Origin of the sequence: Mesorhizobium sp. LNHC229A00 (assembly GCF_000502415.1) — a bacterium.
Classification (GTDB): domain Bacteria; phylum Pseudomonadota; class Alphaproteobacteria; order Rhizobiales; family Rhizobiaceae; genus Mesorhizobium.
In genome coordinates, this window is sequence record NZ_AYWQ01000002.1 from 808,286 (window position 1) to 828,756 (window position 20,471).

Annotated in this window: 18 protein-coding genes and 3 pseudogenes; 11 read left to right on the forward strand and 10 right to left on the reverse strand. The window is 62.8% G+C overall.

From position 1 onward, the window contains the following. Positions 1-211: 211 nt before the first annotated feature. The 3 genes from rpmB (at position 212) to X742_RS162675 (ending at position 2,026) form a co-directional block, all read left to right on the forward strand. Positions 212-508, forward strand: a complete 297-nt coding sequence (gene rpmB, locus X742_RS162685) for a 50S ribosomal protein L28 (protein WP_010911765.1) — start codon at positions 212-214, stop codon at positions 506-508. A 157-nt stretch (positions 509-665) separates the two neighbouring features. After that, positions 666-1,349, forward strand: coding sequence for a queuosine precursor transporter (locus X742_RS162680; protein WP_023770815.1), 684 nt, complete (start codon positions 666-668; stop codon positions 1,347-1,349). Between the two features lie 2 nt (positions 1,350-1,351). Next, on the forward strand, positions 1,352-2,026 hold the full coding sequence (locus X742_RS162675; RefSeq protein WP_023770816.1) for a spermidine synthase: 675 nt from the start codon (positions 1,352-1,354) through the stop codon (positions 2,024-2,026). On the opposite strand, the gene X742_RS1000000175500 is transcribed toward X742_RS162675, so the two are convergent. From X742_RS1000000175500 to X742_RS162645, 6 genes are all read right to left on the reverse strand, one after another. Continuing rightward, positions 1,998-2,342 (reverse strand): SRPBCC domain-containing protein, encoded by a 345-nt coding sequence (locus tag X742_RS1000000175500; RefSeq protein WP_031252107.1) that lies wholly within the window; start codon positions 2,340-2,342, stop codon positions 1,998-2,000. The genes X742_RS162675 and X742_RS1000000175500 overlap by 29 nt on opposite strands. A gap of 193 nt (positions 2,343-2,535) precedes the next feature. Then, a complete protein-coding gene (locus tag X742_RS162665; RefSeq protein WP_023770818.1) occupies positions 2,536-2,898 on the reverse strand; it encodes a metalloregulator ArsR/SmtB family transcription factor in 363 nt (120 codons plus the stop codon). Between the two features lie 180 nt (positions 2,899-3,078). After that, positions 3,079-4,098 (reverse strand): esterase-like activity of phytase family protein, encoded by a 1,020-nt coding sequence (locus X742_RS162660; RefSeq protein WP_023770819.1) that lies wholly within the window; start codon positions 4,096-4,098, stop codon positions 3,079-3,081. Further along, a complete protein-coding gene (gene cobT, locus X742_RS162655) occupies positions 4,095-5,993 on the reverse strand; it encodes a cobaltochelatase subunit CobT (RefSeq protein ID WP_023770820.1) in 1,899 nt (632 codons plus the stop codon). Before cobT ends, X742_RS162660 begins: the two co-directional genes overlap by 4 nt. A gap of 11 nt (positions 5,994-6,004) precedes the next feature. Further along, entirely contained in the window at positions 6,005-6,991 is a 987-nt protein-coding gene (cobS, locus tag X742_RS162650; RefSeq protein ID WP_015315506.1) for a cobaltochelatase subunit CobS, read from the reverse strand. Between the two features lie 123 nt (positions 6,992-7,114). Next, positions 7,115-7,735: a J domain-containing protein gene (locus X742_RS162645; protein WP_023770821.1), complete on the reverse strand. Its 621-nt coding sequence runs from the start codon at positions 7,733-7,735 to the stop codon at positions 7,115-7,117. 188 nt (positions 7,736-7,923) lie between these two features. Here X742_RS162645 and X742_RS162640 point away from each other — a divergent pair, with 188 nt between their 5' ends. Then, positions 7,924-8,226 carry a BolA family protein gene (locus tag X742_RS162640; protein WP_023770822.1) on the forward strand — a complete coding sequence of 101 codons (303 nt, stop codon included), beginning with the start codon at positions 7,924-7,926 and terminating at the stop codon, positions 8,224-8,226. A 42-nt stretch (positions 8,227-8,268) separates the two neighbouring features. On the opposite strand, the pseudogene X742_RS01000000169740 reads toward X742_RS162640, so the two are convergent. After that, positions 8,269-9,824: pseudogene (locus tag X742_RS01000000169740) on the reverse strand (acetolactate synthase large subunit). Positions 9,825-10,150: 326 nt separating this feature from the next. On the opposite strand from X742_RS01000000169740, the pseudogene X742_RS01000000169745 reads away from it, so the two are divergent. The 3 genes and pseudogenes from X742_RS01000000169745 (at position 10,151) to X742_RS162630 (ending at position 14,927) form a co-directional block, all read left to right on the forward strand. Beyond that, a pseudogene (locus tag X742_RS01000000169745) lies at positions 10,151-12,041 on the forward strand (PrkA family serine protein kinase). Between the two features lie 19 nt (positions 12,042-12,060). Continuing rightward, positions 12,061-13,374, forward strand: a complete 1,314-nt coding sequence (locus X742_RS162635) for a YeaH/YhbH family protein (RefSeq protein WP_023770823.1) — start codon at positions 12,061-12,063, stop codon at positions 13,372-13,374. 8 nt (positions 13,375-13,382) lie between these two features. Then, the gene (locus X742_RS162630; RefSeq protein WP_023770824.1) at positions 13,383-14,927 is read left to right on the forward strand and encodes a SpoVR family protein; all 1,545 of its coding nucleotides are present in this window, start codon (positions 13,383-13,385) and stop codon (positions 14,925-14,927) included. Positions 14,928-15,301: 374 nt separating this feature from the next. Here X742_RS162630 and X742_RS162625 read toward each other — a convergent pair whose 3' ends face one another. The 3 genes from X742_RS162625 to X742_RS162615 are packed head-to-tail and all read right to left on the reverse strand — an operon-like array spanning position 15,302 to position 17,938. Beyond that, complete coding sequence (locus X742_RS162625; RefSeq protein ID WP_023770826.1) at positions 15,302-16,192, reverse strand: HlyC/CorC family transporter; 891 nt, start codon at positions 16,190-16,192, stop codon at positions 15,302-15,304. A gap of 1 nt (position 16,193) precedes the next feature. After that, positions 16,194-17,330, reverse strand: a complete 1,137-nt coding sequence (gene aroB, locus X742_RS162620) for a 3-dehydroquinate synthase (protein WP_023770827.1) — start codon at positions 17,328-17,330, stop codon at positions 16,194-16,196. After that, positions 17,327-17,938 (reverse strand): shikimate kinase, encoded by a 612-nt coding sequence (locus tag X742_RS162615; RefSeq protein WP_023770828.1) that lies wholly within the window; start codon positions 17,936-17,938, stop codon positions 17,327-17,329. Before X742_RS162615 ends, aroB begins: the two co-directional genes overlap by 4 nt. Before the next feature lie 209 nt (positions 17,939-18,147). Here X742_RS162615 and X742_RS162610 point away from each other — a divergent pair, with 209 nt between their 5' ends. The 4 genes and pseudogenes from X742_RS162610 (at position 18,148) to X742_RS162600 (ending at position 20,449) form a co-directional block, all read left to right on the forward strand. Then, entirely contained in the window at positions 18,148-18,300 is a 153-nt protein-coding gene (locus X742_RS162610) for a hypothetical protein (RefSeq protein ID WP_015315495.1), read from the forward strand. 36 nt (positions 18,301-18,336) lie between these two features. Next, the gene (locus X742_RS162605; protein ID WP_023770829.1) at positions 18,337-19,254 is read left to right on the forward strand and encodes a site-specific tyrosine recombinase XerD; all 918 of its coding nucleotides are present in this window, start codon (positions 18,337-18,339) and stop codon (positions 19,252-19,254) included. 98 nt (positions 19,255-19,352) lie between these two features. Beyond that, positions 19,353-19,483: pseudogene (locus tag X742_RS1000000173825) on the forward strand (acetyl-CoA carboxylase carboxyl transferase subunit alpha); the annotation flags it as partial. Between the two features lie 15 nt (positions 19,484-19,498). Continuing rightward, a complete protein-coding gene (locus X742_RS162600; protein ID WP_023770831.1) occupies positions 19,499-20,449 on the forward strand; it encodes an acetyl-CoA carboxylase carboxyltransferase subunit alpha in 951 nt (316 codons plus the stop codon). Positions 20,450-20,471: the final 22 nt, after the last annotated feature.

Below are 20,471 nucleotides of genomic sequence, written 5' to 3' on the forward strand. Positions count from 1 at the left end.
CTGGCGTGTCCCTACGAGACCGCTTATACGGTGAAATCCGGCCTTAATATGAAAAGCCGGGCGCTTCCGTGCGGAAGCCGGAGCTTGACGCCCCGGTGAAATGCAACTATGGAACGCCAACTTTTCCATAAGGCCGCCTGACCAGAACCGCGCGCCACCCGGCGCGGGTACGAAGGTTTGGCAGGCCCCGAGAGAACTGAAGGTTAGAACCATGTCCCGCACCTGCGAACTCACTGCCAAGGCAGTCCAGACCGGCAACAATGTGAGCCACGCCAACAACAAGACCAAGCGTCGCTTCCTGCCGAACCTCGTCAATGTGACGCTCATTTCGGAAGCGCTGAACCAGAATGTACGCCTGCGCATCTCGGCCAACGCGCTGCGTTCGGTCGAACATCGCGGCGGCCTCGATGCCTTCCTGGCCAAGGCCGACGTCAAGGAACTGTCGCAGCGCGCGCGTCTCTTGAAGAAGCAGATCGCCAAGAAGCTTGCCGAGCAGGTCGCTGCGTAAGATCCAGATAAAGGCGGGGGACGACCGCCTGGCCAGCCTCTTTGCTGGCCGCTGAGCATCGGATAGATCCGCAAGGTTCGACACTCCGATGCTCAATTTCGAAGCGAGCGCTGCCTCGGCATGATGCTCCGCTGGTTCCATTACCCAGGATAAAAAAATGTCTTCTTTTTCGCGGTACCTGCCTTTCGTGGCCGCCATGGCACTTGTCGTCGTGGCATCGAACATCCTCGTGCAGTTTCCCATGCAGGGCCACCTCGGCGGCCTGTCGCTCGCCGACGTTTTGACCTGGGGCGCTTTCACCTATCCCTTCTCTTTCCTGGTCACAGACCTCGCCAACCGCCGTTACGGGCCCGCCGCGGCGCGCCGGATCGTCTTTGTCGGCTTCATGACGGCGGTGGTCTGCTCGATCCTCGTCCCGCCCTTTCTGTTCCGCCATGGCCTGATCGAATTCGAGACATCAGCCGACCGGCTGGTGCGCATCGCGGCGGCTTCCGGAGCGGCATTCCTGTCCGCGCAATTGCTCGATGTGACCGTGTTCAACCGTTTGCGCCGGCAGAGCTGGTGGCGGGCGCCGATCGTCGGCACGCTGGTTGGATCGGTGTTCGACACCCTCGTGTTCTTCGGCGTCGCCTTTTCAGCCGCCTTTGCCTTCGTCGGCCCAAGCGACGGGTTTGCGCTGGAGAGCGCCCCATTGATGGGGGTGTTTCATGTCGACGCCATGCGCTGGGTGTCCTGGGCGCTCGGCGATCTTAGTGTGAAACTGATCATCGCTGTCGTGGCTCTGATCCCTTACCGGCTGCTCGCCGCCCGCTGGAGCCAGCCGGCCGTTGCCGCGGCCTAGCAGTGATTCCCTGGATCCAGCTGGACTCCGCGAAAACGCCTGATGGCCGGCAGGAACTGCGGCTGAAACAGCGCGGTTCTGAATTCTCGATCATGCTTGGTACCAACGAGCTGATGAACAGCCGACTGAGCGGCTCCGAAGAAGCGCTGGCAAAACTGTCCTGCCAGGGGATTGCGGGTCATCGTCGGCCGAGAATCCTGATCGGCGGGCTCGGCATGGGTTTTACGCTGCGCGCTGCCCTCGCCGAATTGGGCGACAACACCGCGATCGTCGTCGCGGAACTGGTGCCGGCCGTCGTCGCCTGGGCACGCGGCCCGATGGCCGAGATTTTTGCCGGCTCGCTCGATGATCCCCGCGTCACCATCCGCGAAACCGATGTCGGCCAGCTCATACGGTCCGCACCCATTGCCTGGGACGCGATCCTGCTCGACGTCGACAATGGCCCCGAAGGCATCGTCCACAAGGGCAACGACGCGCTCTACAGCGTGGCTGGCCTCGCCGCCGCACGCACCGCCCTAAGACCGGGCGGAGTCCTGGCCGTATGGTCGCAAGGGCCGGATGCCGGCTTCACGAGGCGGTTGAAACAGGCGGGTTTCGCTGTCGAGGAAGTCAACACGCGCGCCAACGGCAAGCGCGGCGCGCGCCATGTCATCTGGATCGCCACCAACAGCTCATGATCCTAGGTCGAGGCCGTAGGCAGCCGGGGCTACTTCGGCCGCTGAAGTTCGGTGGCAAGGGCCTCCAGCAGCCCGCGGGTCCCTCTTCCCGCCCCTTGGCGGAATCGACACCGTCGAAGAAGGCGCCCTGCTCGGTGTAGGTCAGCCTTGTGCCGTCGCCCGAAGGCGTCAGCTCCACGGTGGTCAGCGATGCCGACATGGGCTGCGGCCCGACCGCCATCCTGTAGGAAAACACGATGCGCTGGTCGGCAACGATATACTGGAATTGCGCGTCGAGCCTGATCTCAGGGCCGTCGCCATAGCTGAAGCGAGACACCTCGCCGCCACCGACACGAAAGTCGAAGCTGAACTCGGCAACGCTAAAACCATCGCCTCAATGCGCCAGCGCCGCACCGTCTCCTTGTCGCCGAAGGCATGGAAGACACATGACGGCGATTGCGGATAGGTTCGCTCGACGGTGAAAGTGGAATGGATGACGGAATGCTCGTCTTTCGCGGGGGCGATCTGGTTCATTGCGGTTCGTCCTTTTCCTGATTTTTCTTGGGGAATTGGTCTGTCTCGGCCAGAATCTGGCCAAGACGGTCGAGGTGGCGTTCCGCCGGTAAGCGGCGCTCGGCAATCCAGTCGGCGAGCGGAGCGAGCCCGCCCGGTTCGATCCGGCAGGTGCGCACTCGCCCGATCTTTTCGCTGCGGATCAGCCCACAGGCCTCCAACGCCTGCAGATGCTGCAGCACGGCGGCAAACGTCATGCCGAACGGCTCCGCCAGCTGGCTGACGGTGGCCGGTCCGCTGCTCAACCTTTCCAGGATCTGTCGGCGGGTGGGCTCGACAAGCGCGCGAAGTATAACGTCGATCCCTGAATTGTTAAGCATGGACTTGAGTATTGTCGGCGCCACTTTAATTGTCAAGCCCAGACTAAAGTGTTTTTGCCTGGCGGTCGTCGCGACACTGGCCCGGATTCAGTGGCTTGTCGGGGCAAAGACTGTGGGATGGCCGGCGCATGGACAAAATCGCCGCAAGATCGCTGGTGGGGCGTCGCGAAGGGCTGCCCCTCAATCCTGAAGCAGAATGAATTCCAGATAGAGATTGCGCTGCAGGATCGAATGGTTGTCGTCGGAGATCAGCGACACCATCAGCGCGCCGTCATCCCGGCTCCAGACGTCGAGCCCTTCAATATTGTCGATTTGGTAGCCCATGTCGGCTTGCAGCAGCACCGGCCCGTCGGCGACGGCGCCCTTCTCGACGCTCTCCCCATAAATGCGCCGCAGCCGCATCTTGAGGCCGCCCGCCATGGTGAAGCTGCGCTCCAGCAGCAAGAGGTCGCCATCCGGCAGGAAGGCGCCGTCGGTGATGTCGAAATCGTCGTTGCGCTTGATGGTGAAGACGCCCCTATGCGGGCCTTCGATAATGGCGGCGTAGATGTTGCCTGATTTGTCGAGGCTCTTCTCCGACACCACGACCAGGCCGCCTTGATGCTGGCCATTGGCATTTGAATGGGTAACTGTCTCGAAGCCGCGGTTCTGCCGCAGCTCCCGCGGCGGCACCAGGAAATCCAGCTGCCTGAATGGCGCCTTCATGGTGTCCGGTTCGATCCTGAATTGGGAGACGCGGTGGTTGCGCTCGAAACCGACGCTGGCAATGCCGTCCTTGACCGCGAGGCCTTCGGCGTCGACTTCCCATTTTTCGTCGATCGGCTGCCCGCTCTGGTCGGCCATCTGCTGCATGCGAAAATTCTGGATGCCGAGGGGTCGCCTGTCGGCGTCGCGGGCCACCGAGCCGAAGAACCAGTAACCGGTGTCGGCAACACCGATGAAATCACTGCCCGCTTTCAGGAACCGAAAGGCCGACAACGCGCCGAAATCGCGTGATGGCGACGTCATTTCCAGCCCACCGACGAATTCGAGCGGACCGAATTGCTTGTCGGCGCGGCCAATGTGGAATTCGGTGATCGGGCGTGCCGAGACGGCGACAGGTTCAACTGGAGCCGAGCCGGCCGAACCTGCCGGAACACCGGCGAGCAGGACGATGGCGGCGAAAAGCGTTTGCCTAAACCCGCCTCGCGAAAAGATCATCCGGCGCGCCGCACGCCGCCGCGACGCGTATCCTTCGCGCTCTCCTCGGCGAACAGCGACGCCAGCTGCTCGGTCATCGCGCCGGCCAGTTCCTCGGCATCGACGATGGTGACAGCGCGCCTGTAGTAGCGCGTGACGTCATGGCCTATGCCGATGGCCAGCAGCTCGACCGGTGAGCGCGTCTCGATCAATTCGATGACAGCGCGCAGATGCCGCTCGAGATAATTGCCCGGATTGACCGACAGCGTGGAATCGTCGACCGGCGCGCCGTCCGAGATCATCATCAGGATCTTGCGCTGTTCAGGCCGGGCAATCAGCCGATTGTGCGCCCACAGCAGCGCCTCGCCGTCGATATTTTCCTTGAGCAGGCCTTCGCGCATCATCAGGCCAAGGTTGCGGCGTGCCCGCCGCCATGGATGATCGGCGGATTTGTAGATGATATGACGCAGATCGTTGAGGCGGCCGGGGTTCGGCGGCTTGCCGTCCTTCAGCCACTTCTCGCGCGCCTGTCCGCCCTTCCAGGCCCGCGTGGTAAAGCCGAGGATCTCGACCGAGACGCCGCAGCGCTCCAGCGTGCGCGCCAGAATATCGGCGCAGGTGGCGGCGACCGTGATCGGCCGGCCACGCATCGAGCCGGAATTGTCGAGCACCAGCGTCACCACCGTGTCGCGGAACTTGGTGTCGCGCTCCTGCTTAAACGACAGCGGCTGCATCGGATCGATGACGACGCGCACCAGTCGCGCCGGGTCGAGATAGCCCTCTTCCAGGTCGAAATCCCAGGACCGGTTCTGCTGCGCCATCAGCCGGCGCTGCAGCCGGTTGGCGAGCCGTCCGACCACGCCCGACAGATTGGCGAGTTGCTTGTCGAGGAAGGCGCGCAGCCGGTCGAGTTCTTCCTCTTCGCAGAGCTCCTCCGCGCCGACCGTCTCGTCGAAAGCTGACGTGTAAACCTTGTAGTCGATTTCCTTCGGCAGATTGGTGAAGGGATTGTCGTTGCGCCTAGCCTCGCCGGGCGTCTCGGCATCGGCATCGTCGTCGTCGGACAAATCGTCAGCGGTGGCGTCGGAGGCTTCCGTCTCCGCCGATTGCTCGTCGTCGGCCGATGCCTCGGCGTCCTCGGACTGGGACTGCTCGGAGCCTGAATCGTCCTCGCCGCCTTCCTCGCTTTGTTCCTCGCCTTGCGGCTGGTTGTCGTCATTGTCCTCGGAGTCTTCGGTCTCCTGGTCGTCGCCGAGTTCCTCGGCCATTTCCATGGAGGCAAGCATCTCGCGCACGACGCGGGCGAAGGCCTGCTGGTCCTCGAGCTTTTCCGACAGGCCGTCGAGGTCGGCCTTGGCCTTCTCCTCGACCCAGGGCCGCCAGAGTTCGACCAGCCGCTCGCCGCTCTTCGGCACCGGCCGGCCGGTCAGCTTTTCGCGCACCATCAGCGCCAGCGCCTCCTCGATGGGCGCGTCCGCCTTATCCTTGACGTCGACGAGGTTGGCCTTGGTGTATTTGTCCTCCAGCATCGAGCCTATATTGTCGGCGACGCCCTGCATGGCGCGGCTGCCGATCGCCTCGACGCGGGCCTGTTCGACCGCGTCGTAGATGGCGCGGGCGGCCTTGCCTTCCGGCGCCAGCTTGCTGTGGATGCGCACATCATGGCAGGCGCGCTTCAACGCCATGGAATCGCCGAGCCCGCGGGTAATCGCGATGTCGGACTTCGATGCCTTCTTGGGCAGTTCGGGCAGCCGCGCACGGCTGCCCGCCAGCGCCGGCCTGTCCTTGGCGAAGCCGACTTCCATTTCCTTGTCGCCGGCAATGGCGCGCATGCAGACGGTGACGGCGCGCTTGAAGCTGTCGGCTTCAGACCCCGTCTTGGACTTGTTGCGCGTATTGTCGCCCGGACCCGCCATAGAGGCTCTGCTTAGCCCAGCACCACATTGGCCGCGCTCTCGGGCAGATCCTGGCCGAAGGCGCGCTGGTAGAACTCGGCAACCACCGAACGCTCCAGCTCGTCGCACTTGTTGAGGAAGGTCAGCCGGAACGCCATGCCGACATCGCCGAAGATCTCGGCATTCTCGGCCCAGGTGATGACGGTACGCGGGCTCATCACCGTCGACAGGTCGCCATTGATGAAGGCCGAGCGCGTCATGTCGGCGACGCGCACCATCTTGTTGACGATGTCCTTGCCCTTGGTGTCGCGATAATGCTTGGCCTTGGCCAGCACGATGTTCACTTCATTGTCGTGCGGCAGATAATTCAGCGTGGTAACGATCGACCAGCGGTCCATCTGCGCCTGGTTGATCTGCTGGGTGCCGTGATAAAGGCCAGTGGTGTCGCCTAGACCAACCGTATTTGCGGTCGAAAACAGCCGGAACGCCGGATGCGGGCGGATGACCCGGCTCTGGTCGAGCAGCGTCAGTCGGCCGGACGATTCCAGCACGCGCTGGATGACGAACATCACGTCCGGACGGCCGGCGTCATACTCGTCGAAGCAGAGCGCCACATTGTGCTGGTAGGCCCAGGGCAGGATGCCGTCGCGGAATTCAGTGATCTGCAGGCCGTCCTTGACCACGATCGCGTCCTTGCCGACGAGATCGATACGGCTGACATGGCTGTCGAGATTGACGCGCACGCAGGGCCAGTTGAGGCGGGCGGCGACCTGTTCGATATGGGTCGACTTGCCGGTGCCGTGATAGCCCGACACCATGACGCGGCGGTTGTAGGCAAACCCGGCGAGGATCGCCAAGGTCGTCGCCTTGTCGAACAGATAGTCGGGATCGACATCGGGCACATGCTCGCTGGTGACCGAGTACGCTGGCACCACCATCTTGGACTCGAAACCGAATTTCTCCTTCACCGACACCGTCGTGTCGGGCAGGTTGGCGATGTCGCGATCGACCTTGTTCATATCTCTCAACGTCTCCACGGGCGAAACGTCGCGTTTCGCCGGCAATCCATTTTGTTCGGGGGCGGTCTTAGAGCCTTTTCCAACCTTATGAAAGTTGGAAAACGACACGAACCATAGGGTCGCTCAGCACAGGCCCGCCTGTTTGAGCACGCGATAGGCCTGAAGCACATCGCGGAACCGGTCTTCCGAACCTCTGTCGCCGCCATTCGCATCCGGATGGTGACGCTTCACCAGTTCCTTATAGCGCGCCTTGATGTCCTTGCCAGTCGCCTTTGTATCAAGGCCAAGCGTTTCCAGCGCCTTGGCCTCAAGCGGCTTGGCCTTGCGCTCGCGCGCCTCGCGCGGATCCTTCGGTCCCTTGAACAGGTCGAACGGGTCGCGCATGCGGTTGTAATAGCCCGCGCGGCCGGAGCGCATCTGCGCCATGTCGGGCGAAGAACGCGTCGAGGCGCCGTTGACGCCCATCTTCCAAGTCGGCCGGTGGCCGGTCATCGCTTCCTTCTGGAAGCGCGCCACCTCGGTGTCCGGCACGCCGGAGAAGTAGTTGAAGCCCTTGTTGTACTCACGCACATGGTCGAAGCAGAAGCGGAAATACTCGCCCTCCTTCATGCGGCCGACCGGCGCGCGATGCGTGCCCGCCTCCTTGCAGCCATCCCACTGGCAGATCGGCGCGTGCGCCTTCACCTCCGCGTCCTTGTCGGGGCGGACGCGAATCTTCTCGAAATATTTGGGATACGGCTTCATCTAACCCATTTATGGGGCGTTCGCAGATGCGAAACAAGAATTGACATTTTCGCGATGATCGCCCTAACCGCTGAATCGCGGCTTAAAGCAGGCGAACGACCGATTTTGTTGCGCGCCGGCGGCCCGGCGAATCCTGTTTCCGGTTTTCACGCCGGCGCGCCGACCATATGTGGTGAAGGGAGAAGACGATGTCCATACAGGCGACCATGGAAGACAAGCTCAACAGGGCATTTTCGCCCGAGCGGCTGGTCATCCTCAACGAAAGCCATCTCCACGCCGGCCATCATCACGTGGAATCCGGTCACCACGCTGAGTTCGATGGCACCGGCGAGACACATTTCCGTGTCCGTATCGTCTCGGCGAATTTTGTTGGCATGAGCCGCGTCGAGCGCCACCGCGCCGTCAACGAACTGCTGGCCGACGAGTTGAAGGCCGGCGTTCACGCACTGGCTATCGAGCCCACGGCGCCCGGCGAACAGACGCGCTGGTAGGCCAAGTCCCCGAGCTGAGCTGTAGCGCGCGTCTCGCGCTGTTCAGATTATCGCTTCGATCAGGAATGGCCCGCGCCGCGACAAGGCGGCATCGAGCAGCGCGTTAAACCGCTCGCAGGTGTCGGCACGCGCCGCCTCCACGCCCATGCCTTTGGCCAGCGAAACCCAGTCCAGCGCCGGATGGTCGAGGTCGAGCATGCGCCTGGCATTTTCGCCGATCGCGTTCACCCCGACATTGCGCATTTCGCCATGCAGGATCGCATAGGTGCGGTTGGAAAAGACGATCGTCACCACGTCGAGATTTTCCCGCGCCTGCGTCCACAGGCCCTGCACCGTGTACATGCCGCTGCCGTCGGCCTCCAGATTGATTACCTTGCGGCCGGGACAGGCGATCGCCGCGCCTGTCGCCAGCGGAATGCCGCCGCCGATCGACCCGCCCGTGCCCATCATATAGTCGTGCGGCGCGGCAAAGGCCGACAGCGCGAAGAAGCGTCGCGCCGAAGTGACCGCCTCGTCGCAAACGATCGCGTCGCCCGGCAGCTTTTTGGCGACGGAGAGTGCAATTGCATCTTCCGTCAATCTGCCGGTTGGTGTTGCCTCCTCGGGAAAGGCGCTTGCAACCAACGCCGGTTGCGATTGCTTGACGCGTAGTTCGTCGCGAAGCGCCTCCAGCGCCGCATGCAGATCCTGACCATGGGCGGCGAGCGTCAGCACCTGGCAATCGTCACGGACAAGCCTTCCCGGTTTTCCCGGATAGGCGAAGAAGGCGACCGGCTCCTTTCCGCCGATCAGCACAAGGACATCGATATCCCTGAGCGCTGCCGTCGCCGCGTCGACGGGATAGGGAATGCGCGTCGGCGCGACACGCCCGCGCCCGCGCTGCATACGCGCGATCAACACCTCGCTGAACAGCCTGACATCGCAGGCCGCTGAAATCTGGCCGGCGATCTCGAGGGCATCGGCTCGCGCCGCCCGTCCCCGAACGATCATGCCGACGCGCCCGGGAGCGGCACGGATCGCGGTAGCCACCGCTCGCACGGCGTCGATGTCGACGGCTCGCGGCGATGCGAGTTCCACTTTGACGGGCGAAACCGCGTCGGCGTCGCCCCAGGCCGCGTCCGCCGGCAGGATCAGCGTTGCGACACCCGGCGGTGTCAGCGAGGCGCGAAGGGCCGCCTCCGTGGCCGGTTGGACATCCGTGGGCCCTTCGATGCGGCGCACCCACTTCGACATCGGCGCCGCCAGCCCCTCTATGTCGCTGGTGAGCGGCGCGTCGAGCGGCAGATGGTAGGAGGCATGGTCCCCGACGATGTTGATCATCGGGCTGAAGGCGCGCCTTGCATTGTGCATGTTGGCCAGCCCATTGGCGAGGCCCGCGGGCCGGTGTGCAGCAGCGTCGCGGCGGGTCGATCGGTCATGCGCGCATAGCCGTCGGCCGCACCCGTCACCACCCCCTCGAACAGGCCGAGCACGCAGCGCATCGCCGGCTTGCGGTCGAGGGCCGCGACGAAATGCATTTCGGATGTGCCGGGATTGGCGAAGCAGACATTCACGTCATTAGCCAACAGCACGTCGCACAGAACATCGGCGCCATTCATGCAAATTTTCTCCCATTCACGAAGAGCAATTGCACCCGCGGATATCGGCACGGCAATATCCCGCCGCCGCTTTTGGCATGATCCAGCCACGGAATGGGCGAGCGACGGTCGGCAGGATCAGGCGATCGTCGATTTCAGGAACGCTGGCGCCGCGGCGTTCGGCGCACTGCCGTCATCTCCGCCGAAATCGCGGTTGATGGGCGGCCATTCGGGCCGGAGCGTTGTTTGGATTTCAGTACCAGATGCATGCGCGCCGACGGAACAAACAATGCCTTCCCGCAGTTGAATATGCGAGCCCCATCAAAATGGCTCCGAAGGCAACGAACATGCGTGAGAACCAATCCGACGTCTTCCATCTCTTCTCGGAAATTTATGCGAACGCCGCCCAGGAAGAGATAAGTCTCCAGCAATATCTGCTCGCCTGCCGCGAGGACAAATCGATGTATGCCTCGGCGCCGGAACGAATGGTCGAGGCGATCGGCGAGCCAAACCTGGTCGACACCAGCAAGGACGAGCGGCTAGGCCGTATCTTCTCGAACCGGACCGTCAAGATATATCCCTCCTTCTCCGACTTTTACGGGATGGAAGATACGATCGAGCGCATCGCCGGCTATTTCCGCTATGCCTCCCAGGGCCTCGAGGAGCGCAAGCAGATCCTCTACCTCTTGGGTCCGGTCGGCGGCGGCAAATCCTCCTTGGCCGAACGGTTGAAGAAATTGATGGAAGAGCGCCCGATCTACACGCTGAAGGTCGGCAACCAGATCAGTCCGGTTTTCGAATCGCCGCTTGGCCTGTTCCATCCCGATCGCATGAGCGATCTCCTGGAGGACAAATACGGGATAGCCCGGCGCCGCCTGAACGGACTTATCTCGCCATGGGCGGCCAAGCGCCTCGACGAACTGTCCGGCGACATTTCCAAATTCAGCGTCGTCAAACTGATGCCGTCGCGGCTGCGCCAGATCGGCATCGCCAAGACCGAGCCTGGCGACGAGAACAATCAGGACGTCTCGGCCCTGGTTGGCAAGGTCGACATCAGGCAATTGGAAAATTTCAGCCAGTCCGACCCTGACGCTTATTCCTACAGCGGCGGGCTGAACCGAACGACGCAAGGCCTGCTCGAATTCGTCGAGATGTTCAAGGCGCCCATCAAGGTGCTGCATCCATTGCTGACGGCGACCCAGGAAGGCAGTTACAACGGCACCGAGAATTTCGGTGCCTTTCCGTACCAGGGCATCATCGTTGCCCATTCCAACGAATCCGAGTGGCAACAGTTCAAAAACAACAAGAACAATGAGGCGTTTCTCGATCGCATCCTCGTGGTCAAGGTGCCGTATTGCCTGCGCATCACCGAAGAGAGGCAGATCTACGAGAAGCTGNCGGTTCAGCGTCTCGACACGCCTTGCCGAGCACGACAATTCGCCGCTGCACACCAAAATGCGCGCCTATGATGGCGAGAACCTCAAGGAAGTCGACCCGAGGGCGAAGTCAGTCCAGGAATATCGCGACGCCGCCGGCGTCGACGAAGGCATGACCGGCGTCAGCACGCGCTTCGCCTTCAAGATCCTGTCGCAGACGTTCAACTACGACACCAACGAGGTCGCGGCGGACCCCGTGCATCTTATGTACATCCTGGAAGAGGCGATCAAACGGGAGCAGTTTCCGAAGGAGACGGAAGCCGCCTATCTCGAATTCATCAAGTCGGAGCTGGCCGCCCGTTACGCCGAGTTCATCGGCCATGAAATCCAGAAGGCCTATCTGGAGTCCTATAGCGAATATGGCCAGAACCTGTTCGACCGCTACATCGCCTATGCCGATGCCTGGATCGAGGACCAGGACTACAAGGACCCCGACACCGGCCAAATCCTCAATCGCGAGGTGTTGGACAACGAACTGTCGCAGGTCGAAAAACCGGCAGGCATCGCCAATCCGAAGGACTTCCGCAACGAGGTGGTGAAGTTCACGCTGCGTGCCCGGGCGCGCAACCATGGCCGCAACCCGTCATGGACGAGCTACGAGAAGCTGCGCGAGGTTATCGAAAAGCGCATGTTCGGCCAGGTCGAGGACCTCCTGCCCGTGATCAGCTTCGGCTCCAAGCAGGATAGCGTCACCGAAAAGCGGCATAATGAATTCGTCCAGCGGATGGTGGAGCGCGGCTATACGGAACGGCAGGTGCGCCGGCTGGTCGATTGGTACATGCGGGTGAACAAGGCGGGCTGAGAGCAGTCCGGATGGTTGCATGCCGATCTTTATCGACCGCCGCCTGAATCCGAAGGACAAAAGCCTTGGCAACCGCCAGCGCTTTCTCAGGCGTGCCCGCGAGGAGCTAAAGCGCAGCATTCGCGACCAGATCCGCGCTGGGCGGATCGCCGACGTGGACGCGGAGCATGTCGTGCCGATGCCCGAAAGAGGCACTGGCGAGCCGACCTTCAACGACGCCAGGGACACCGGCCGGCGCCGGCACATCCTGCCGGGCAACAGGCAATTCTCCCAAGGCGACCTGATCGCCAAGCCCGGTCAGGGCGGAGGCATGGGCGGTTCGTCACCGGGAAAAACCGCGTCCGAGGACGACTTTCGTTTCGTGCTTTCGCGCGAGGAGGTGCTCGATCTCTTCTTCGAGGATCTCGAACTGCCCGACCTGGTCAAGCTCAATCTCAAGGAGATCCTTGCCTTCAAGCCGCGCCGGGCGGGTTTCGCCGCCACCGGTTCGCCAACCAACATCAATGTCGGCCGCACGATGCGCAACAGCCACGGCCGCCGCATTGCGCTCAGGCGCCCCAAGCAAGCGGCGGTCGATGCGATCACGCAGGAACTCGCCTTGCTGGAGGCCGCACCGCCTGATGCTCAAGCGCGCGAGCGCGTCGTGGCGCTCAAAGAAGAGATCGAGCGGCTGGAGCGCCGGCGCCGGCGGATCGCCTTCGTCGACCCGGTCGACATCCGGTTCAACCGCTTCGACCAGCGCCCGGTGCCGAATGCGAAAGCGGTCATGTTCTGCCTGATGGATGTGTCAGGCTCGATGGGCGAGCGCGAGAAGGACTTGGCCAAGCGCTTCTTCGTGCTGCTGCACCTGTTCCTGAAGCGACGTTATGAACGCACCGAAATCGTCTTCATCCGCCACACGCACGAGGCGCAGGAGGTGGATGAGGAAACCTTCTTCTACTGCTCGCAAAGCGGTGGCACCGTCGTTTCCACCGCGCTCGAGGAGATGCATCGCGTCATCGAGCAGCGTTACCCCGCGAGCGAGTGGAACATCTACGCCGCCCAGGCCTCGGATGGCGACAATTTCGCCACCGATTCCGAGCGCTGCATCGCCCTGCTGAACGGCAAGCTCATGCGCCTGTGCCAGTATTTCGCCTATGTCGAGATCATCGACGAACGCGAGAGTCACATCTTCGGTGCGACTGAAAACGGGACGTCGCTCTGGCGAGCCTACAGCGCCATCGAATCGAACTGGCCGAACTTCCAGATGAGCCGCATAGCCACGGCCGCCGATATCTATCCTGTCTTTCGTCAGCTCTTCGCCAAACAGCCCGCGCTCCGGAAGAGCGCCTGAGGGGAACCATGGCCAGGACAGCCAGCAAACCCGGTTTGCTCTTTTCCGGATCCGACTGGGATTTCCTGAAATTGTCGCACGCCTACGAGGCGATCGCGGCAATCGCCATCGAGGACCTCAAGCTGGACACCTATCCGGTGCAGATGGAAATCATTTCCTCGCAACAGATGCTCGACGCCTATTCATCGGTCGGCATGCCGCTGATGTACCGTCATTGGTCGTTCGGCAAGCATTTCCTGTACCAGGATTTTCTCTACCGCAAGGGTGGACGGGGCCTGGCTTACGAACTGGTCATCAACTCCAATCCCTGCATCGTCTACCTGATGGAGGAAAACACCATGGCCTTGCAGGCCCTGGTGACGGCGCATGCGGCGCTCGGACACAATCATTTCTTCAAGAACAATCACCTGTTCCGGCAGTGGACCGACGCCGGGGGGATTCTGAGCTACCTGGAGTTCGCCAAGGGCTACATCGCCCGATGCGAGGAGCGGCACGGACTGTCGGCCGTGGAAAGCATTCTCGACTGCGCCCACGCGCTGATGGAACAAGGCGTGTTCCGATACCACAGGCCGCCAAAGCTGTCGTCGGAGCGGCAGCGTGAAGGGCTGCGCGAGCGCCTGGAGTATGAAGAACGCTCCTACAACGACTTGTGGCGCACGCTGCCACACTCGCAGGAGAGCAGCAAGACGGAGAAGAAGGACGAAGGCTTGGCGGAGCGGAAGAAATCGCTCAACCTGCCCGAGGAAAATCTGCTCTATTTCCTCGAGAAGAACAGTCTTATCCTGGAGCCCTGGCAGCGCGAGATCATCCGCATCGTGCGCATCGTCGCGCAGTATTTCTATCCGCAGCGGCAAACGCAGGTGATGAATGAAGGCTGCGCCACCTTCGTGCATTACACCCTCATGAACGCATTGTTCGACCGCGGCCAGATCAGCGAGGGCGCCATGCTCGAGGTCCTGCGCAACCATTCCAATGTGATCTTCCAGCCGGCCTTCGACGACCCCCGGTTCTCCGGTATCAACCCATACGCGCTCGGCCTCGACATGATGCAGGACATCCAGCGCATTTCGACCGCGCCTACGGCGGAAGACCGCGACTGGTTTCCCGACATTGCGGGCCGGGGTGACTGGCGCGATGTGCTCCTGGACGCCTGGGCCAACCACCGCGACGAATCCTTCATCCGCCAGCACCTCAGCCCAGCCCTGATACGGAAATGGCGGATGTTTGTCCTGGCCGATCAGGCCGACAACGCGCATTACGAGGTCGCCTCGATCCACAACGAGCGCGGCTACCAAAAGATACGTGCCGCGCTGGCCCAGAGCTACGACATCGGGGCGAGCCGGCCGGATATCCAGGTGGTGGATGTCGACCTGCTCGGTAACCGGCATTTGCGGCTGCAGCACAAGGTGAAGGAGGGCGTACTGCTCGACAGCGGCAGCCGCGACGCGACCCTGCGCCATGTCCGAAGCCTCTGGGGTTATGAGGTCAGCCTCGCTTCGGTCGACGCCGAAACCGGTGCGACGCTCAGCGAGCGCTCAAGCAACGACTGTTGAATTTCCGCCCGGCCGCATCGGCGGGTGCCCGGCACAACGAGTGGAACACAGCCGGTGCGCTCAACCGACCCTCGTTCAGGAACGCCAGCGCGGCTGCTTGGCCTGACCGTAGGCCACAGTTTCCGGGGATGGCGTATCTCGCGCCGCTCTCGTGCGGGTTGGCAACAAGGCAGCCATCGAGGCCAGGAGCAAGGTTCGCCGATCGATCGTCATCGGCGAAGAATGCATCGTGGCGGGCGGGGTTTCCGCGAAGGATTGGTAAGGCGACGGCTCGATAGCAATTCCAGGAAAAAGTGCGTAGCGGCTTTCCGCCCGGAATCTCGTAAAACAAAGAGTTGGAGCGGCTCGGCGATCCTATCAAACACTGACCCGATCTAACTGTCGCCGGCCGGCCGGATCCTGACCCTGGCAATCCGGTTCTTGTCGCGTTTCATGACGACGAAGCGCTTGCCGTGGAAGGTAAAAGCCTGCTTCTCCTCGGGGATCGATTGCGCCTCGTGGATGACGAGGCCGGCGATCGTCGTCGCCTCTTCGTCCGGCAGGTTCCAGTCGAGCGCCCGGTTGAGGTCGCGGATCGGCACCGTGCCCTCGACGACGACGGAGCCGTCCGCCTCCTGCTTGACGCCCTGGATGTCGACATCGTGCTCGTCCGCGATCTCGCCGACGATCTCCTCGATAATGTCCTCCAGCGTCACCAGCCCTTCGACCTCGCCATATTCATCGACGACGACGGCAAAATGCGCCTTGCGGCGCAGGAAGGCGTTGAGCTGTTCCTGCAAGGTCGTGGTGTCGGGCACGAACCACGGTTTTGACGCGATCTTCATCACGTCGATCCGCGAGAAATCATTGCCGGCTTCGTTCAGCGCGCGCAGCAGATCCTTGGCGTGCAGCACGCCGACGATGTTGTCGAGTGAACCTTTCCAGAGCGGCATGCGGGTGTGCGGGCTCTGCAGGATCTCGCGCACCACCGCTTCCGGCGCATTGTCGGCATTGACCGAGCGCATATTCGTGCGGTGGACCATGACGTCGGAAACTTCGAGCTCTTCGAGGTCGAACAGGCCGCCGATGCGGTCGCGATCCTCACGCACCACCTGGCCGTCGCGGCGAAAATCGTCGACCGCGCCGCGCAACTCGTCCTGACTCGACCGCTGCGGCTCGATGCGCGAGAGTTCATAGCCGAACATGGCAAGCAGGCGGGTTCGCACGGCAACGACCAGGATGACGAGGATGGCAAGAACGGCGAAGACGACCCAGCCAGTGTCCATCTCAGCCGGCTTTCCCGTTGTCTGGATGGTTTTCCCTGAGGAACGCCAGCACTTCCGAGGCCGGCACATCCTTGGCGATGAAAGCCTCGCCGATCCCGCGCGTCAGAATAAAGGTCAGCGCACCGCGCGACACTTTCTTGTCCTGCGTGATGAATGAAAGCAGCGCATTGGCATCGGGCAAGTCGCCCGGAATGTCGGCCATCCGCCACGGCAGCCCGACGGCACGCAGATGCGCCTCGACGCGGGCCGCGTCGTCGGGGCTGGCGAGATTGAGCCGAGAGGAGAACCGGTACGCCAGCGCCATGCCGATGGCGACCCCCTCGCCGTGGACGAGGCGCGTCCCGTCATACTGCGTGGCGGCTTCGAGCGCGTGCCCGAACGTATGGCCGAGGTTGAGCAGAGCGCGGTCGCCGGTCTCGAACTCGTCGCGGGCAACGACATCGGCCTTGGCGCGGCAGGCTTCGGCAATGGCCTGGACCCGCTCCGGTCCGCCGGCGAACACCTTTTCCCAATTCGCTTCCAGCCAGGCGAAGAAATCCGGCCGGTCGATCAGCCCGTATTTGGCAAGCTCGGCATAGCCGGCGCGAAATTCGCGGATCGGCAGCGTATCGAGCACTTCGGTATCGGCCAGCACCAGCCTGGGCTGGAGGAAGACGCCGACGAGGTTCTTGCCGCGCGGGCTGTTGATGCCGGTCTTGCCGCCGACCGAAGAATCGACCTGCGCCAGAAGCGAGGTCGGAACCTGCACGAAATTCATGCCACGCCGCACGATCCCGGAGGCAAAACCGGTGAGATCGCCGATGACGCCGCCGCCAAGCGCGATGACGACGTCGCCGCGCTCCAGCCTGGCGGCCAGGACGCCGTCGACCACCGCCTCGAGATGGGCAAAGCTCTTGGTCTTCTCGCCGGGCGGCATCGTGATGATCGCGGGCTGGATGCCACTCTTCTCGAGCCCGGCCCTCAGCGTATCGAGATGCGCGGCGGCGACGTTCTCGTCGGTCACCACAGCGGCGCGCGTGCCCGGCAGCCGGCGCGAAATCTCAACGCCGGCGCGCGACAGCAGGCCGGAGCCGATCAATATGTCGTAGGCACGGTCGCCCAGACCGACTTCGACTGTGACTGGCTGATCCGCGCTCATGATTCGACCTCGCCCGTCGCGGCTATCGCATCGATGCCGAAATGCCGGCACAGCGCCTCGATCACCTCGGCCGCGATGACCTCCTTGCGATCGTCGCGGGTCGGCACGGTGACGTCAGAGGTCGCATAGACCGGATAGCGTTCCGCCATCAGCCGCTCCAGCACGGCACGGGGATCGGCGCTTTTCAAGAGCGGCCGGTTCTGCTTCTTGGAAACGCGGTCCATCAGAAGGTCGAGCTCGGCCTTCAGCCACACCGAGACCCCATGGGCGGCGATGGCTTCGCGCGTCTGCGCGTTCATGAAGGCACCGCCGCCGGTCGACAGAACCTGCGGACCGTTTTCCAGCACGCGCAGGATGACACGCTGTTCCAAGGCCCTGAACTCGGTTTCGCCATAGCGCTCGAACAGCTCCGGCACGGTCATCCGCGACACGCTTTCGATCTCCTGGTCGCTGTCGATGAAGGGCAGCGAAAGCATGGTCGCCACCTTGCGGCCGATCGCCGTCTTGCCGGCGCCCATCAGCCCGACAAAGACGATGGACCGGCTGCCCAGCCGGCCAAGCAGCGTGCCATGGGTCTCGCCTGGGGGATTTGCCTGTAGCGCGTTCATCGGCTGTTTCTTCGGCCTCTTTGCCGGCGTATCGACATGAAAAGCCGGTTTGCGTCAAGCTTGCCGAGTGCCTTGGGCCGATATGGACAGAGCGACGCTTGCGTCAGGAGTTGCTAACAGGGTCCGCTTCTTCCTTGAATTGGCCGGATTGGCGTCCCATAAGGGCACAGGGTTTGGAAACGCAGAACAAGAAGACGGGCGAGAACTGAATGCCGACACTGTTTCGCTTTGTCGTGACCCTCGCGATTCTGGCCGGCATTGCCTATGGTACGATGTTCGCGCTGGTGATGTTTGTCGAGCCGAAAAAAGCCGAGATGAGCGTGCGTATTCCGCCGGAAAAGCTCAATCCGAAGAAAAACTGAACCCCAAGAAGACCGACTCGGAACCGCCTCAAGGACATGAACAGCGCCGCTCGCATCGAGGCCTTCCTGGAAATGATGAGCGCCGAGCGCGGAGCGGCGGAGAACACGCTTTCCTCCTATCGCCGCGATCTCGAGGATGCTTCCGAGGGGATCGATGGCGGACTTGCCCGCGCCGGCGCCGCCGACATCAGGGCCTATCTCGACGATATCGCCGCGCGTGGCTTCGCGCCGACCTCGCAGGCGCGCAAACTGTCGGCGATCCGGCAGTTCTTCAAGTTCCTTTACGCCGAGGGCCTGCGCGCGGATGACCCCACCGGCACGCTGGACAGCCCGAAAAAGGGCCGCCCGCTGCCTAAGACGATGAGCGAGGCCGAAACCGGCCGGCTGATCGACCGCGCCGCGCAGGAAGCCGGCGATGATGGGCTCGGCCACGCCGACAGGCAGGCGGCCTTGCGCCTGCATGCGCTGGTCGAAGTGCTCTACGCCACCGGACTGCGCGTTTCCGAGCTGGTCGGCCTGCCGGTGACGGTGGCGCAGCGCGACGACCGTTTCTTCATGGTACGCGGCAAGGGCGACAAGGAACGCATGGTGCCGCTGTCGGCCAAGGCGCGCGCGGCGATGCGGAACTGGCTTGAAGCCCGGGCCAAGCTGCCCGCCTTCGCCAACAGCCCGTTCCTGTTTCCGGCGGCATCCGACAGCGGCTATCTCTCGCGCCAGGTCTTTGCCCGTGACCTGAAAGGATTGGCGGCGCGCGCCGGCATCGCCTCGGCCAAAATCTCGCCGCACGTGCTGCGCCATGCTTTCGCCAGCCATCTCCTCCAGAACGGCGCCGACCTGAGAGCCGTTCAGCAACTGCTTGGCCATGCCGACATATCGACGACACAGATTTACACCCATGTGCTGGAAGAGCGGCTGGTGCGGCTGGTCAACGATCATCATCCGCTTGCCGACTAGGCCTCATATCGCTATGTGAGGACGACATTTCACCGCCCGGAGCCTTGGTTTCAACGGTTCCGCTGTCATTGCCTTCCGACGTATCGGTCCGCCCAAGCATGTACAATTACCTCGATTTCGAAAAGCCGGTCCAGGATCTTGAGCTCAAGATCCTCGAACTCAAGAAGCTTGCCGAGAACGGCGAGGCGGTCGATGTCGCCGATGAGATCACCAGGCTCGAGAAGCGCTCNCGGTCCGCCCAAGCATGTACAATTACCTCGATTTCGAAAAGCCGGTCCAGGATCTTGAGCTCAAGATCCTCGAGCTCAAGAAGCTTGCCGAGAACGGCGAGGCGGTCGATGTCGCCGATGAGATCACCAGGCTCGAGAAGCGCTCGCGCGACGCGCTGCGCGAACTCTACAAGGCGCTGACGCCGTGGCAGAAAGTGCAGGTGGCGCGCCACTCCGACCGGCCGCACTGCATCGACTACATCAAGGGCCTGTTCAGCGACTTCACGCCACTCGCCGGCGACCGCAATTTCGGCGAGGACCAGGCGATCGTCGGCGGCTTTGCCCGTTTCCGCGGCGAGCCCATCGCGATTCTCGGCCAGGAAAAGGGTTCGGACACGGCGAGCCGCCTGAAGCACAATTTCGGTTCGGTACGCCCCGAAGGCTATCGCAAGGCGGTGCGGCTGATGGAACTGGCCGACCGTTTCAAGATCCCGCTTTTGACGCTGGTCGACACGGCCGGCGCCTATCCCGGCGTTGGCGCCGAGGAGCGCGGCCAGGCCGAAGCCATTGCCCGATCGACCTCGGCCTGCCTTGGCCTGAAAGTACCGTCGATCTCGGTGGTTATCGGCGAAGGCGGTTCGGGCGGCGCTATCGCGATCGCCACCGCCAACCGCGTCTACATGCTCGAACACGCCATCTATTCGGTGATTTCGCCGGAAGGTGCCGCCTCCATCCTGTGGCGTGACACGACGCGCTCCAAGGACGCGGCAACCAACATGAAGATCACCGCGCAGGATCTCCTGGAACTGAAGGTCATCGACGCCATCATCCCCGAGCCGATGGGTGGCGCCCAGCGCGCGCCCGAAACGGTGATTGCCGCGACCGGCGATCTCATCGCCAAGACGATGAACGAATTCGCCGGCGCCAACACCGATTTCCGCGAACAGCGCCGCGAGAAGTATCTGGCGATGGGCCGCAGCCTCTGACGCCTTTTGGGCGGCGGAACAA